Consider the following 14,403-nt stretch of genomic DNA (forward strand, 5'->3'; position numbering starts at 1 on the left):
CATCGAGTGCTCCAGGAGGGGCGTTGACCGCCGAGGCCCTCCCCGCCGAACTGCGCCGAGCTATCTGTCAGCTCGCGCGGACCCCGCGACTTCTGGTCGCCAGCGATTACGACGGAACACTCGCGCCGATCGTGGCCGACCCGGAGCAGGCTCGCCCGCTTCCGGAGTCGGTGAACGCGCTGCGTTCGCTCGCGAGCCTGCACGAGACCACCTCAGCCGTGATCTCCGGTCGTGCGCTGCGCGATCTGGCCACCCTTTCCCGCCTGCCGGGCGAGGTCCACCTGGTGGGCTCGCACGGCTCCGAGTTCGACGTCGGCTTCGTCCACGCGCTCGACGCCAACGCCAAGGCGTTGCACCGGCGCATCGAAGCCGAGCTCGAAGAGATCGTCGACGGCCACGAGGGCGTGCACCTCGAGGTCAAGCCCGCGTCCGTCGCCGTGCACGTGCGCCGCGCCGCGAGCGAGGCCATCGGCGAGGCCGTCCTCTCCGCCGTCCGCTCGGGCCCGTGCACCTGGGAAGGTGTGCAGGTCACCGAGGGCAAGGCCGTCATCGAGCTCGCGGTCGTCGAGACCAACAAGGGCCAGGCGCTGGACATCCTGCGTCACCAGGTCGGCGCCACCGCGGCGATCTTCCTGGGCGACGACGTGACGGACGAGAAGGCGTTCGCCCGCCTGTCCGGCCCTGACCTGGGCATTCGCGTCGGTGCCGGCGAGTCCCTGGCCGCGCACTACGTGAACGACCCTGCCGACGTCGCCACCGTCCTCGCGTTCCTCCTGGAGGAGCGCCGGGCGTGGCTGCACGGCGACCAGGCCGTGCCGATCGAGCGCCTGACCATGCTCGCGAACGAGCGTTCGGTCGCGCTGGTGACGCCGGACGCCAAGGTCAACTGGCTGTGCCACCCGGAACCGGACTCCGCGGCGATCTTCGCGGACCTGCTGGGCGGTCCGGCCGCGGGCCACTTCTCGATCAAGCCGGAGCACGGGTCGCTGCCACTGGGCCAGCGCTACCTGCCGGGCACGATGATCGTGGAGACCCGCTGGTCACGGCTCCTGGTGACGGACTACCTGGAGCACGACCTCGCCTCGCACCGCACGGACCTGGTGCGCCGGATCTCCGGCTCGACCAACGCGGTGATCACGTTCGCGCCGCGGCCGGAGTTCGGTCAGGTGCCCGTGCGCTTCCTCCGCGAGCGCGACGGCCTGCGCGTCGTGGGCACCTCGGACCCGATGGTGCTGCGTTCGCCGGGCGTCGACTGGGAGATCACCTCCGACGGCGTGCAGGAGACCGCGCGCGCTGTGGTTCGTCCGCGTGAGGGCGCACCCGTGTTGCTGGAGCTGCGTTGCGGCACCGACGACATCTCCGAGCACGCCCAGGCCGAGTCCGTTCGCCGGGACCGCGCGGCCGGCTACTGGTCGGACTGGGCGGCGGGGCTGAAGCTCCCGACCGTGCAGACGGACCTGGTGCTGCGCTCGGCGCTGACGCTGCGCGGCCTGGTGCACAAGGACTCCGGCTCGATCATGGCGGCGGCCACCACGTCGCTGCCGGAGGAGCTCGGCGGTGTCCGCAACTGGGACTACCGCTACTGCTGGCTGCGCGACGGCGCGATGACCGCCGCCGCGCTGGTGTCCGTGGGCTCGTTCGCGGAGGCCGACGGCTTCCTGGCGTGGCTGCACGGCGTCCTGGAGACCATCCCCGGCCCGGAGCGCCTGCACCCGCTGTACACGCTGCACGGCACCCAGCTCGGTGCCGAGGCCGTGATCGACACGCTGCCCGGCTACGCGGGCTCACGCCCCGTCCGCGTCGGCAACCTCGCGAACCAGCAGGTGCAGCTCGACGTGTTCGGCCCGGTCGTGGACCTGGTCGTGCAGCTGGCGTCGGCGCGCGGTTCGTTGTCGGACGCCGACTGGGCGATGGTCCAGGCGATGGCCGAAGCCGTCTCGCGGCGCTGGCACGAGCCCGACCACGGCATCTGGGAGGAGCGGCACGCGCCGCGCCACCACGTGTACTCGAAGGTCATGTGCTGGCTGACCATCGACCGCGCGATCAAGCTCGGCGAGCAGTTCGGCCGGGAGCTCGACCCGTCGTGGGTGCCGTTGCGCGACACGATCGCCACGGACGTGCTGAAGAACGGCTGGAACGACGAGGTCCAGTCCTTCACCACCGCCTACGACGGCGACGACCTGGACGCGGCTTCGCTGTTCGTCGGCCTGTCGGGTCTGATCGACCCGGCCGACGAGCGCTTCCAGTCGACGGTGACGGCCATCGAGGCCGAGCTGCGGTCCGGCTCGACCGTGTACCGCTACCACCGCGACGACGGCCTGCCGGGCGACGAGGGCGGCTTCCACCTGTGCGCGGCGTGGATGATCGAGTCGTACCTGCTGACCGGCCGGCGCACCGAGGCCGAGGAGCTGTTCGGCCAGATCGTCGCCGCTGCAGGCCCCACCGGCCTGCTGCCGGAGGAGTACGACCCGGTCGCCGAGCGCTCGCTGGGCAACCACCCGCAGGCGTACTCGCACCTGGGCCTGATCCGCTGCGCCCAGCTGCTCTCGCAGTAATTTTCTGTCACGCGGGGCCCTTTCGTACTGTCTGACAGTACGAAAGGGCCCCGCGTGCGTCTCAACGGCGCGGGGACACGGTTTTGACGATCTTCGCCGTGCCTTGGTTCTCGCCGTACTGCTGATAGGTGATCAGGTCACCCGCGTTCAGCCGCTCCCAGCCGCTCGGCAGGAACGGTCGCAGCCGCACGGACGCGTGCTGCCCCGGCTCCAGCACCGGCTGTTCGATCCACATGGCCGCGACGCCGCGCTCACCCTCGCCGAGGACCCACACCGGCCGCGTTTCCCGCTCTCGCACGGCTTCCGCGGTCGCGTCCAGGGTCAGCTCCGCCAGGACGAGCCCGTGCAGCACCTCCGCGCGCCGCCGGCGGAACCAGGCGGGGTCGGTCTCCAGCTGCACCGCGACGTCCGCCAGCAGGTCCCAGTACCGGTAGGTCTGCCAGGTGCCGTCCTCGAAGTCCCCCAAGGCTTTCAACACGTTCCACCACTCGTGGTCGACGTCGACGTCGCCCTCGATGTCGGCCCGCGTCAACCCCGTCGCGGTGCGCGCCTCCGGTGGCACTTCGGCGACGGCGAGTCTCAGCACGGCGCCCACCTCGTCCAGGTCACCGTCCGAGAGGCGCTCCAGCAGGCGAATGAAGTCGTACTGGACCTGCGCGGCACACCCCCGTTGCATGGCCGCGTCCGCGTCCTCCAGCGAAACCTCGAACGCCAGGCTCCACGCCCTCAGGATCTCGTCCTTCGACATGGTGCTCTCCGCGAGCCGACGGGTGATCACGCGTTCGTCGGCACCGTCCAGCTGCCACGCCCGCAACTGATGAAAGTTGATCATCGTGCCTCCCCCCTGAGGGCATGAGTGTTCAGGGTCGCGGCGGCACTCGCTCGATGATTTTCGCCGTGCCCGGCGAGCTCCCCTGCAGCGTGATCACGTCGCCCCGGATCAGATGAGCCCACGCCGGTGGCACGAACGGCCGCAACCGGGCCGTGGCGCGTTCACCCGGCCCCAGCACGGGCTTGGACTCGATCCACAGCGCCGCCACCCGCTCGTACTTCCCGGTCACGTCCCACGTGGGCCGTTCTCCCCTGGCGGGCAACGGTTCCGCGTCGAGTCCGAGAACCAGCTCGACCCGCAACACGCCCTGGATCGACTCCACGCACCGCCACTGGAACCAGGACCCGTCCACGTCCAGCTGCACGGCCGCCTCGGCCAGCAGTGCCCAGTAGCGCGGTGTCTGCCAGGTGTTGCCGTCGAACTCCCCCAGCAGGTCGAGCACCAGCTCCCACTCCTCGTGGTCGAGGTGGTCGAGGACGTCCTCGCTCTGCACCTCCGCCGGCACCATGCCCGCCGCGAACCGCAACAACTCACCGATCTCGCGGTCGTGTCTCCCCAACACCGACGTATTCGATCACAGTCGCTCTGCCCGCCACCGGCGGCGCCTCGTGCATGGTGATCTCGTCTCCGACCGCGAGGTGCCGCCACGCCTCCGGCGACCTCGCCAGCAGCCGAACCACCGCCCGGCCACCGGGTTCGAGCTCGGGCTTCGACTCGACCCACATCCGGGCCACCCGCAGGTCGCCGCCACCGACGTCCCACAACGGCCGCAGCACACCCGCACGCGGAATCGGCACCTTCCTGGCGCCGGGCACCAGGTGGAGATCGACGCGGACCAGGCCCAGCCGTGTCTCGGCCTCGCGCCAGTGGAACCACTCGGACGGCAGGTACATCTCCTCCGCCGCGGCCGCGAGCAGCTTCCAGTACTCCGAGGTCTGCCAGACAAGGCCGTCGAAGTCGCCGAGCAGGTCGAGCGCGAACTCCCACTCGTCCTGCTTCAAGTACTCCCGCACGTCCGCGGCCGAACACCCCGCGTCGCTGCACGCGTCGTCGGGCACGAGCGCGACCGCGCGACGCAGCAGCTCAGTCATCCTCGGTCTTGGCGGCACGCGTGCGCCGGTTCAGCCCCAGCACCTCCAACGCCGACACCAGGTCGTTCGCCACCAGCGCCCGCACCCCGTCCGGCAACGGTCCGTGGTCCGGTGGCACCAGCGCCTTCTTGAACCCCAGCCGGGCCGCCTCGGCCAACCGCTTGCCCACCCCGTTGACGCGCCGGATCTCCCCCGCGAGCCCCACCTCGCCGAGCACCACCAGGTCGGCGGGCAGCGCGATCTCCCGTTCCGCGGACGCCACCGCCAGCACCACGGCCAGGTCCGCGGCGGGTTCGACCAGGCGCATGCCGCCCACGGTCGCGGTGAACACGTCCTTCTGGAACAGGTTGACCTTGCCGCGCTTCTCCAGCACCGCCAGCGCCATCGAGATCCGCGCGGAGTCAAGCCCGCTGACCGCGCGCCGGGGCGCCGGCAGGTTCGTCTTGGCCACCAGGGCCTGCACCTCTCCGAGCATCGGGCGCTTGCCCTCGACGATCACCGTGACGCAGGTGCCCTCGACGGCCTTGTCGCGACGGGTCAGGAACAACCCGGACGGGTCCGGCACCCCGACGATGCCGTCGTCGCGCAGCTCGAAACAGCCCACCTCGTCCGCCGCGCCGTAGCGGTTCTTGATGCCGCGCAACAGCCTCAAGGTCGAGTGGCGATCGCCCTCGAACTGCAGCACCACGTCGACGAGGTGCTCCAGAACCCGGGGCCCCGCAACGGATCCGTCCTTCGTGACGTGCCCGACCAGCACGATCGGCAGGCCGCGTTCCTTGGCCATCGCGATCAGGCCGGACGCGACGGCACGCACCTGCGTGACGCCGCCGGGCCCGCCCTGGGCGCTCATCGTCGACATGGTCTGGATGGAGTCGACGATCAGCATCGACGGCTTGACCGCGTCCACCTGCCCCAGCAACGCGCTGAGCTCGCTCTCGGCCGCCAGGTACATCTCCCCGTGCAGGTTGCCGGTGCGCTCGGCGCGCAACCGCACCTGGCCCGCCGACTCCTCGCCGGTGACGTAGAGGCAGCGGCCGTGCGACTCGGCCCAGCGGTGCGCGGTCTCCAGCAGCAGCGTCGACTTGCCCACGCCTGGTTCACCGGCCAGCAGCACGACGGCTCCCGGCACCAGGCCGCCGCCGAGCACCCGGTCGAACTCGCTGACGCCGGTCGTCAGCGCCCGCGCCGACTCGATGTCGACCTCGCCGATCGGCCGCGCCGCCGACGTGGGCGCTCCCGCCACCACGCGGGTCACCGACGCCGTGCCACGTTCCTCGATGCTGCCCCAGGCCTGGCACTCGGGGCAGCGGCCGAACCACTTCGCCACCTCGTGCCCGCACTCGGCACAACGGAAGATCGGCCGCGCTGTCTTCGCCACGCGACGAACGTTAGAGGAGAGGTCTGACAAAAAATTTTCGCGGGCTTGTCGATCCGGCGTGGTGCCCGTTCGACGCATGAGTGGAAGGACACGACAGCCTGGAGGACACAGTGACCACCGCAATCGCGACCCAGACCCGCAAGTTCGCCCTCGGCCGCTACGCCACCGTCGTCACTCGCGTGCTGACCGGCCTGCTGTTCGCCACCACCGGGCTCAACGGCTTCATCATGTTCATGCCCGCCCCGGACCCGAGCACGATGGCGCCCGAAGGCGTCGCGTTCAGCGCCGCGCTCTACGCGACCGGCTACATGCTGCAGCTCACGTCCGGTGTCCAGCTCCTCGCCGGCGTCCTGCTGATCGTCGGCCGGTTCGTGCCGCTGGCGCTCGCGCTGCTGGCCCCGATGGTCGTGAACATCTTCCTGTTCCACGTCTTCCTGGAGCCGAGCGGCATCGGCATGGCACTGCTCGTGGTCGCTGCCGAGATCGGGCTCGCGTGGGCCTACCGCGACAAGTTCCGCCCGATGCTCAAGGCCTGACCCGACGGAAAACGCCGCCCCCTCACGTCGAGGGAGCGGCGTTTTCGGCGTTCGAGAAGCGGAGCAGCGGCAGAGGACTCAGTGACCGCCGGACTCGTGGCCCTCGCTGACCCGCTTGTGCTCGGACGGCGCGATCGGCACCTCGAGGGTGACCGAACCGGCCTTCTCGAAGAGGAACGTGACCTTGATGGTCTGCGCGGCCACGATGTCGCGGTTGACCTTCTTCAGCGTGCAGCGGATCTGCAGCACCTCGAGCGACTGGTCCTGCGCGGCCGACGACGAGGTCGGCGACACCGAGGACGACCCGGACGGGCGGCCCGAGGAGGACGCCGGCGAGCCGGACGACGACGGCGTCACCGAGTTCGAGGTCGGCGACACCGAGGACGACGAAGGCACGCTGTTGGACGTCGGCGAGACCGACGAAGAAGGCGCGTGCGACGACTCCGAGGCGTGCGCGGAGGACGACGGCGCGGAGGTCTTCGTCGGCGCCTGCGAGGCGTCGTACTCGGCCTGCAGCGCGTACCGGGACGGGATGTCCTTGCCGCCCAGGACCTCGGCCTCGCCCTCGGCGGCGTCGGACTTGATCGACAGCAGCTTGTCCGGGGTTTCGCCCGTGTTCGCGATGACGAAGGTCATCGGCACGGCGTCACCCTCGTGGTACCGGTTGCCGTCCGGCGGGAAGGCGAGCATGACGTTGCGCACCGCGATCGGGCCCGCGTTGCCGCTCGCACCGTCGACGGCGGCGACCTGGGTGTCGGTCTGGGTGACCTGACCGGCGCTGCAGCCGACCGCCACCAGGCCGAGGCCCGCGGCCAGCGCTGCCGTCACGATCATCCGGCGAGACACTCCTGAGTTCACGGCTCCAGCGTCCTTCCTAGGGAACAACCACCAGGCAAGGAGCCTAACCGGGACCCGGAAACCGGACTCGACGTGGTGCCAATCGATCTTGACAAGCCCGTACGTTGCACGCAAACAGGTGGTTTGTCAACCCCCCACACGGCCCTGACCAGCGCTAACGGATCATCGACCTGCGATCGAAGGGTTGCTGGACGTGTTAGTATGGAGGAAGCGAAAGGGGCAGAGGACACATGGTTTTCAAGGTCGGAGAGACCGTCGTCTACCCGCACCACGGTGCCGCTCTCATCGAAGCAATCGAGACCCGCGTGATCAAGGGCGAGGAGAAGAAGTACCTCGTTCTCAAGGTGGCGCAGGGCGACCTCACCGTTCGGGTTCCCGCTGACAACGCCGAGATCGTAGGCGTGCGCGACGTTGTCGGCCAGGAAGGGCTCGACCGGGTCTTCGAGGTCTTGCGTGCTCCCCACACCGAGGAGCCGACCAACTGGTCTCGGCGGTACAAGGCCAACCTTGAGAAGCTCGCCTCCGGCGACGTGAACAAGGTTGCGGAAGTGGTGCGCGACCTCTGGCGGCGCGAGAAGGATCGCGGGTTGTCCGCCGGCGAGAAGCGGATGCTGGCGAAGGCGCGGCAGATACTGGTCAGCGAGCTGGCGCTGGCCGAGGGCACCGACGAGGACAAGGCCGAGGTTCTCCTCGACGAAGTTCTCGCCACCGCGTCGTAGGTTTCAAAAAACAAAAAACACAGAGCATCGGACAAAGTCGCAACATGAGTGTTGTCGCGCTCGTGCCTGCGGCAGGGCGGGGTGAGCGTCTGGGCTACGGGATGCCCAAGGCGCTCGTGCCGGTCAACGGAGTACCGCTCCTGACCCGTGCCGTGCAAGGCCTGTTCGCGTCAGGCCAGGTTCAGCACGTGGTCATCGCCGCTCCACCGTCCGATGTGGACCTGGTGCACACTGCAACCGCCTCGCTGGCTCCGGCCGGTGGGGCGGTGCACGTGCTTTCAGGGGGTGCCGAACGCACCGACTCGGTACGCCTCGCCCTCGAACACGCACTCCGCGTGATTCCGGACACCTCGATCGTTCTGGTTCACGACGCTGCTCGTGCCTTCACCCCTCCCGAGGTCATCGCCGACGTCGTGGCCGCGGTGCGCGACGGACACGACGCCGTCATCCCTGTGCTGCCGGTGGCCGACACGATCAAGCAGGTGGACGAGGTCGGAGTAGTCGTCTCCACACCTGACCGAGCCGGTCTGCGAGTCGTCCAGACCCCGCAGGGTTTTCGCGTCGAGACTCTCAAAGCCGCCTATCGTTCCGGTGTTGCCGCAACTGATGACGCTGGTCTCGTAGAGAAAAACGGCGGCAAGGTCCACACGGTTCCCGGACACGCGCACGCCATGAAGATCACCACCCCGTTCGACCTCGCGGTCGCGGCAGCACTGTTCGCTGGAGGAAGCGCGTGAGGATCGGCCAGGGCGTCGACGTCCACCCGATCGAAGCAGGTCGTGAGTGCTGGATCGCCGGACTGCTGTGGGAAGGCGTCGACGGTTGCGCGGGTCACTCCGACGGCGACGTGGCCTCGCACGCGCTGTGCGACGCCCTGCTCTCCGCGGCCGGCCTCGGCGACCTGGGTGAGGTCTTCGGCACATCGGATCCGCGCTGGTCCGGAGCGCACGGAGTGGTGCTGCTCACGGAGGTGCGCCGCCTCGTCGAAGAGGCCGGTTTCCGTGTGGGAAACGCCACAGTGCAGGTCATCGGCAACGAGCCGCGCATCGGCAAGCGCCGCGCCGAAGCCCAGAAAACGCTTTCCGAGGCCGTCGGCGGCCCGGTCTCCGTGGCCGGCACCACCACCGACGGGCTGGGTCTCACGGGGCGAAACGAGGGAATCGCAGCGATCGCCACGGCGTTGTTGATCGCATGGCCACCCTCTCAGAACAGCAGCGCGGTCTCCTGGACAGCGCGAACTACGCCACGGTCGCGACGCTGACCAAGGACGGCAGCCCGCAGACCTCGGTCGTGTGGATCAAGCGCGACGGCGACGACGTGCTGTTCTCCACCGTCGTCGGCCGCGCGAAGGAAGTTCACCTCAAGCGCGACCCGCGAGTCAGCATCACCGTCATCAACAAGGACAACCCGTACCAGTACACGGAGTTCCGCGGTGACGCGTCGCTGACGACCGAAGGTGGCGACGAGCTCATCAACGAGCTGTCGCACAAGTACCTCGGCAAGGACTACCCCGGCGACGTCGGCACGGACAACGTGCGCGTGATCGTCCGCGTGCAGGTCGCCAAGACCACGGGCAACGTCTAGTCCGGCACTCGCTGGCTCGGCACCTTCAGGACAGCCGTGCCGCCGTCGAGGTCGACCCGGCTTCGCGGCGGCGCGCCGTCCCCCTCCTCGTCGCGCAGCTGCCGTTCCTCCTTGCGGAACTCGATCTCCTCGCGCTTGCCGGCCTCGAACGTGGCGCCGAGCTCACCGATGCCGGCCGTGGCCATCGGCGTGCCCTTCGTCTTCCCGCGCGCGAAGCGTTCGATCACGGCGAGCAGGAACAGAGCCGCCACCAATGCCGGTAACGAGATCGCGAAAAGGAACCCCAGGGTCATACCTGGACAACTCCCCCCACAGCGCTGTGGTTCCCGCCACTAACATCCACCCGGTGACCAAGTACGCCGTCTGTCTGTCGTTCGCCGGTGAAGACCGCAAGTACGTCGCCGAAGTGGCCGAACACCTCAAGAACCTCGGGATCGACCACTTCTACGACGTGAACGAGCAGGCGGAGCTCTGGGGCAAGGACCTCAGCGAGCACCTCGACGACATCTACCGCAAGAACTCGCGGTTCTGCGTCATGTTCGTGTCCGAGCACTATGTGCGGAAGATGTGGACCATCCACGAACGCCGCAGCGCGCTCGCCCGCGGCCTGCAGAACCCGGAGCAGGAGTACGTGCTGCCGGCGCGGTTCGACGACACCGAGGTCCCCGGTCTCCGCCCCAGCGTCGGCTATCTGGACCTGCGCACCCGCACGCCGCGCGAACTGGCCGAGATGATCGCGAAGAAGGTCGGCGTCGCGGTCGGCGCGCAGGACGCGGGCTGGGAGTACCAGCTGTTCTCGGACACCGTCGCACTGCACATGAGCAAGCTCGGTGACAAGCAGATCAGCCACGAGCTGGGCGACGTCTCGCCGGGGCGCACGATCACCTCGGACACCGACGCGCACGACAACTACCTGGCGCGCACCCGCACGTTCGACGAGATCGTCAACCGCATCGCGGACCTGCTCTCACCGGGCAAGCAGCAGTGGGCGTTCGGCCCGGCGGGGCGGCCGGGTGACCGGGACCGGATCCGGCTGCTGGCCAACCGCTTCGTGGAGTCGTACGAGAGCCTGCTCGACTGGGCCGCCGAACTGCGCGGCACCACGACCCCGGACCGCTACCGCACGCTGTACCAGGCCACCGCCCGGCTGGCGGACGAGCCGCTCAGGCAGATCGAGGAGTTCGTGGCGCAGTTCGCGGCAGCCACCGAACGCGGTGCCGGCGACCTGCAGCTGCTCCTGTCCTACGACCTGGGACCGGTCGAGGCGGAGCTCAAAAAGGTCCAGACCACTTAACCCTGAAGAACGTAGAGTCGGGGGCGTGACGATCCGCGCCGCGCTCTTCGACTTCTCCGGCACGCTCTTCCGGCTCGAGCACCCCGAGCTCGAGTCCAACGGTGACCTGATGCGTGCACTCACCTCGCCGGTCGGCCTGGCCGAGGGCGTCGACCCCGAACTGGCCGATGCCTGGCACCGCCGCGACCTCGACCCGGACGTGCACCGCTGGGTGCACGTGAAGGTGCTCAACGACGCGCTGGTGCCGGGCGCCGAGGCGTTCTACGACCAGCTCCTCGATCCCGAGTCGTGGCAGCCCTATCCGGACACGAAGGCCGCGCTGGAGCACCTCGCCGACATCCCGCTCGCGGTCGTCAGCAACATCGGCTGGGACATCCGCCCGATCTTCGAGCGCCACGGCCTCACCCATCTCGTGGACGAGTTCGTGCTCTCCTACGAGGAAGGCGTGATCAAGCCGGACCCGAAGATCTTCACCGCGGCCTGCGAACGGCTGGGCGTCGATCCCCGCAACGCACTAATGGTCGGCGACAGCGCGGAGGCGGACGGCGGAGCAGAGGCGATCGGTTGCTCCTTCCGGCTCGTCAACCCCGTTCCGACGAGTGACCGGCCCAACGCTCTTTTGGATGTGGCCCGTACCATTCCCGTGTGAGCCTCCACATCTACGACACCGCGAGCCGGTCCATGCGGGAGTTCCACCCGCAGGTCAACGGAACGGCGTCGATCTACGTGTGTGGGGCGACCGTGCAGGGCGTACCTCACATCGGGCACGTGCGCAGCGGCCTGAACTTCGACGTGCTGCGCCGCTGGCTCGCGCGCGACGGTGCCGAGGTCACGCTGGTCCGCAACGTCACCGACATCGACGACAAGATCCTCACCAAGGCCGCTGAGCACGACAAGCCGTGGTGGGCCTGGGCTTACAAGCACGAGCTCGCGTTCGAGGACGCCTACAACGCGCTCGGCTGCCTGCCGCCGACCTACGCGCCGCGGGCCACCGGGCACGTGACGCAGATGGTCGAGCTGATGCAGCGGCTGATCGACAAGGGGCACGCGTACGACGTCGACGGAGACGTCTACTTCGACGTGCGCTCGTTCCCCGAGTACGGCGCGTTGTCCGGACGCAAGCTGGACGACCAGCAGCAGGGCGAGACCGAGGTCCGCGGCAAGCGCGACCCGCGCGACTTCACGCTGTGGAAGGCCGCGAAGCCCGGTGAGCCGAGCTGGCCGACGCCCTGGGGCAACGGACGGCCCGGCTGGCACCTCGAGTGCTCCGCGATGGCCACGACGTACCTCGGCGGCACGTTCGACATCCACGGCGGCGGGCTCGACCTGATCTTCCCGCACCACGAGAACGAACAGGCCCAGTCGCGCGCGGCCGGTGACGGCTTCGCGAACTACTGGATGCACAACTACTGGGTCACGATGTCCGGCGAGAAGATGGCCAAGTCGCTCGGCAACACCGTGTCCATCCCGGCGATGCTGAAGCTGGTCCGCGCCCAGGAGCTGCGGTACTACCTGGTCTCGCCGCACTACCGCTCGCACATCGAGTACTCCGAAGAGGCGTTGCAGGAGGCGGTGACGTCCTACGCGCGCATCGAGTCGTTCCTGCGCCGTGTCGCCGAACGCGTGGGCCAGATTCAGCTGCGCGGCGACATGTGCCCGGACTTCGTCGTTGCGATGGACAACGACCTGAACACGCCTCAGGCCGTGGCCGCACTGCACAACAAGGTGCGCCAGGGCAACACGGCGCTCGCCGACGGCGACCACGACAAGGCCCGTGAGGCGGCCGAGTGCGTTCGCCGGATGGCCGACATCCTCGGCGTCGACCCGTTGTCGCCGAAGTGGAACGACCAGTCGTCTGCCGACCTCGGCATGCGGCAGGCGTTGACCACGCTGGTCGATCGGCTGCTCGTCGAGCGCCAGGAAGCCCGCAAGAGCAGGGATTTCGCACGCTCTGACGCGTTGCGCGACCAGCTGCTCGAGGCGGGCATAGCCGTCGAGGACACCCCCGACGGTCCGCAGTGGACTTTGAAGGACGACTGACTTCCGTGGCTGGCAACTCCAAGCGCAAGGGCGCGATGCGCAATCCGGGCTCGAAGAAGGGCGCGGTCGTCGGCTCCGGCGGACAGAAGTCCAAGGGCCTGCAGGGCAAGGGTCCGACCCCGAAGGCGTCGGACCGCCCGAACCACCCCGCGTACAAGCGGGCCAAGGTGGTCGCGAAGACCGAGGCCGTCAAGAGCCAGCGGCGCCAGAAGACGGAGAAGGCCCAGGCCGAGACCGTGGCCGGCCGCAACCCGGTCGTCGAGTGCCTGCGCGCGGGCACCCCGGCAACGGCGCTGTACGTGGCGCTGGGCATCGACGCGGACGACCGCGTGGCCGAGGCCGTGCGCCTGGCCGCCGACCGGGGCATCTCCGTGCTGGAGGTGGCCCGCGGCGAGCTCGACCGGATCACCGGCGGCGCGATGCACCAGGGCCTCGGCCTGCAAGTTCCCCCGTTCGAGTACGCGTCACCCGATGAGTTGCTCGAAACCGCACAGCGTGCCGGTGTGCCACCGCTGCTGGTGGCGCTCGACGGCGTGACGGACCCGCGCAACCTGGGCGCCGTCGTGCGTTCGGCCGCGGCGTTCGGCGCGCAGGGCGTGGTGCTGCCGCAACGGCGCAGTGCGTCGATGACGGCTGTTGCGTGGCGGACCAGCGCGGGCACGGCGGCCAAGCTGCCGATCGCGATGGCCACGAACCTCACCCGCACGCTGCGCGACTGGGCCGAGGCAGGCCTGATGATCGTGGGCCTGGACGCCGACGGTGACGTGGACGTCGACGGTCTGGAGCTCGCGACGGGCCCGCTGGTCGTGGTCGTGGGCTCGGAGGGCCGTGGTCTCGGGCGTCTGGTCAAGGAGACCTGCGACCAGACCGTGTCGATCCCGATGGCCACCGGCGTCGAGTCGCTCAACGCGTCCGTCGCCGCCGGTGTCGTGCTGGCCGAGGTCGCGCGTCGCCGCCGGATCGTCGCCAAGGGCTGAGCCGGCCGAGGCCGATCAGACTCAGGCGGTCTGACGTTATCGGCTGGTTCGCGACGCCAAGCGCACTCATTCTCCGACGTTAGTGATCGTTTTCCTGCCTGCGAAACCGGTTTAGGTTCGCAGGCGGGAAAACGGCGAACTCCACTTGCTGCCAGCAGGTTGCGAGTGACCGCGCAGACAAACGGCGCGGCCTATTACGCGTGACTCCCGAGCCCCGGTACGTTCTGGCTGGATCACCAATTACCAGTTCCACCGGGCAGGAGTCGGAGCCGCTTGCACCGGTTGGCCGATCAGATGACACCCGTTTGGCACCGGTTGACACACAACGTGACCATTTGGGGTCCAATCAGGCGACGCCCAGGTCAACTGTGAAGAAGATCAGCGCTACGTTTCGCTATTGTAACTACTTTAGGTAACCAGCCTGCTCCGTTTAGGTACACACTGTGGTAGGACAGACGTTGAACGGTCAGGCAGCTTCTACCGTGATTGTCGATAGAAATTGATTACCACCGGCGGGGGCGACGTGACTCGGCGTAGAG

At 68.8% G+C, this 14,403-nt stretch carries 16 protein-coding genes; 10 read left to right on the forward strand and 6 right to left on the reverse strand.

What is annotated here, in order from left to right:
- Positions 1-23 precede the first annotated feature (23 nt).
- A complete protein-coding gene (gene otsB, locus G7043_RS11105; RefSeq protein WP_166045473.1) occupies positions 24-2,555 on the forward strand; it encodes a trehalose-phosphatase in 2,532 nt (843 codons plus the stop codon).
- Between the two features lie 61 nt (positions 2,556-2,616).
- On the opposite strand, the gene G7043_RS11110 is transcribed toward otsB, so the two are convergent.
- Genes G7043_RS11110 through radA form a run of 4 tightly spaced genes read right to left on the reverse strand, consistent with a single transcriptional unit; the run spans position 2,617 to position 5,856 of the window.
- The gene (locus tag G7043_RS11110; RefSeq protein ID WP_166045474.1) at positions 2,617-3,387 is read right to left on the reverse strand and encodes a hypothetical protein; all 771 of its coding nucleotides are present in this window, start codon (positions 3,385-3,387) and stop codon (positions 2,617-2,619) included.
- A 28-nt stretch (positions 3,388-3,415) separates the two neighbouring features.
- Positions 3,416-3,949, reverse strand: a complete 534-nt coding sequence (locus G7043_RS11115) for a hypothetical protein (protein WP_166045475.1) — start codon at positions 3,947-3,949, stop codon at positions 3,416-3,418.
- A complete protein-coding gene (locus G7043_RS11120; protein ID WP_166045476.1) occupies positions 3,918-4,478 on the reverse strand; it encodes a hypothetical protein in 561 nt (186 codons plus the stop codon). The genes G7043_RS11115 and G7043_RS11120 overlap by 32 nt, the downstream gene beginning before the upstream one ends.
- Positions 4,471-5,856: a DNA repair protein RadA gene (radA, locus tag G7043_RS11125; RefSeq protein WP_313887804.1), complete on the reverse strand. Its 1,386-nt coding sequence runs from the start codon at positions 5,854-5,856 to the stop codon at positions 4,471-4,473. The genes G7043_RS11120 and radA overlap by 8 nt, the downstream gene beginning before the upstream one ends.
- 110 nt (positions 5,857-5,966) lie before the next feature.
- On the opposite strand from radA, the gene G7043_RS11130 reads away from it, so the two are divergent.
- Positions 5,967-6,392 carry a hypothetical protein gene (locus G7043_RS11130; RefSeq protein WP_207310930.1) on the forward strand — a complete coding sequence of 142 codons (426 nt, stop codon included), beginning with the start codon at positions 5,967-5,969 and terminating at the stop codon, positions 6,390-6,392.
- A 78-nt stretch (positions 6,393-6,470) separates the two neighbouring features.
- Here G7043_RS11130 and G7043_RS11135 read toward each other — a convergent pair whose 3' ends face one another.
- Entirely contained in the window at positions 6,471-7,250 is a 780-nt protein-coding gene (locus G7043_RS11135; protein WP_166045478.1) for a hypothetical protein, read from the reverse strand.
- A gap of 230 nt (positions 7,251-7,480) precedes the next feature.
- Between G7043_RS11135 and G7043_RS11140 the strand changes: the two genes are divergently transcribed.
- The 4 genes from G7043_RS11140 to G7043_RS11155 are packed head-to-tail and all read left to right on the forward strand — an operon-like array spanning position 7,481 to position 9,553.
- A complete protein-coding gene (locus G7043_RS11140; protein ID WP_065915127.1) occupies positions 7,481-7,969 on the forward strand; it encodes a CarD family transcriptional regulator in 489 nt (162 codons plus the stop codon).
- Positions 7,970-8,013: 44 nt separating this feature from the next.
- Complete coding sequence (gene ispD, locus G7043_RS11145; RefSeq protein WP_166045479.1) at positions 8,014-8,706, forward strand: 2-C-methyl-D-erythritol 4-phosphate cytidylyltransferase; 693 nt, start codon at positions 8,014-8,016, stop codon at positions 8,704-8,706.
- A complete protein-coding gene (ispF, locus tag G7043_RS11150) occupies positions 8,703-9,230 on the forward strand; it encodes a 2-C-methyl-D-erythritol 2,4-cyclodiphosphate synthase (protein ID WP_166045480.1) in 528 nt (175 codons plus the stop codon). The genes ispD and ispF overlap by 4 nt, the downstream gene beginning before the upstream one ends.
- A complete protein-coding gene (locus G7043_RS11155) occupies positions 9,161-9,553 on the forward strand; it encodes a PPOX class F420-dependent oxidoreductase (protein ID WP_166045481.1) in 393 nt (130 codons plus the stop codon). Before ispF ends, G7043_RS11155 begins: the two co-directional genes overlap by 70 nt.
- Here G7043_RS11155 and G7043_RS11160 read toward each other — a convergent pair.
- Positions 9,550-9,846, reverse strand: coding sequence for a DUF6191 domain-containing protein (locus G7043_RS11160; protein WP_166045482.1), 297 nt, complete (start codon positions 9,844-9,846; stop codon positions 9,550-9,552). The two genes, G7043_RS11155 and G7043_RS11160, sit on opposite strands and share 4 nt — an antisense overlap.
- Before the next feature lie 53 nt (positions 9,847-9,899).
- Between G7043_RS11160 and G7043_RS11165 the strand changes: the two genes are divergently transcribed.
- Genes G7043_RS11165 through rlmB form a run of 4 tightly spaced genes read left to right on the forward strand, consistent with a single transcriptional unit; the run spans position 9,900 to position 13,864 of the window.
- Positions 9,900-10,847, forward strand: a complete 948-nt coding sequence (locus tag G7043_RS11165; protein ID WP_166045483.1) for a toll/interleukin-1 receptor domain-containing protein — start codon at positions 9,900-9,902, stop codon at positions 10,845-10,847.
- A gap of 25 nt (positions 10,848-10,872) precedes the next feature.
- Positions 10,873-11,496, forward strand: a complete 624-nt coding sequence (locus tag G7043_RS11170; protein ID WP_166045484.1) for an HAD family hydrolase — start codon at positions 10,873-10,875, stop codon at positions 11,494-11,496.
- Entirely contained in the window at positions 11,493-12,887 is a 1,395-nt protein-coding gene (gene cysS / locus G7043_RS11175) for a cysteine--tRNA ligase (protein WP_166045485.1), read from the forward strand. Before G7043_RS11170 ends, cysS begins: the two co-directional genes overlap by 4 nt.
- Before the next feature lie 5 nt (positions 12,888-12,892).
- Complete coding sequence (gene rlmB / locus G7043_RS11180) at positions 12,893-13,864, forward strand: 23S rRNA (guanosine(2251)-2'-O)-methyltransferase RlmB (RefSeq protein WP_166045486.1); 972 nt, start codon at positions 12,893-12,895, stop codon at positions 13,862-13,864.
- The last annotated feature ends 539 nt before the right edge of the window (positions 13,865-14,403 follow it).

It is taken from the genome of Lentzea alba, assembly GCF_011067745.1.
Taxonomy (GTDB): domain Bacteria; phylum Actinomycetota; class Actinomycetes; order Mycobacteriales; family Pseudonocardiaceae; genus Lentzea; species Lentzea alba.

What these genes read in the sequence shown, in the direction of transcription:
- ispD (WP_166045479.1), top strand. Translation starts at nt 8,014, where the DNA reads ATGAGTGTTGTCGCGCTCGTGCCTGCGGCAGGGCGGGGTGAGCGTCTG.
- G7043_RS11155 (WP_166045481.1), top strand. Translation starts at nt 9,161, where the DNA reads ATGGCCACCCTCTCAGAACAGCAGCGCGGTCTCCTGGACAGCGCGAAC.
- G7043_RS11120 (WP_166045476.1), bottom strand. Translation starts at nt 4,478, where the DNA reads ATGACTGAGCTGCTGCGTCGCGCGGTCGCGCTCGTGCCCGACGACGCG.
- G7043_RS11110 (WP_166045474.1), bottom strand. Translation starts at nt 3,387, where the DNA reads ATGATCAACTTTCATCAGTTGCGGGCGTGGCAGCTGGACGGTGCCGAC.
- G7043_RS11160 (WP_166045482.1), bottom strand. Translation starts at nt 9,846, where the DNA reads ATGACCCTGGGGTTCCTTTTCGCGATCTCGTTACCGGCATTGGTGGCG.
- G7043_RS11140 (WP_065915127.1), top strand. Translation starts at nt 7,481, where the DNA reads ATGGTTTTCAAGGTCGGAGAGACCGTCGTCTACCCGCACCACGGTGCC.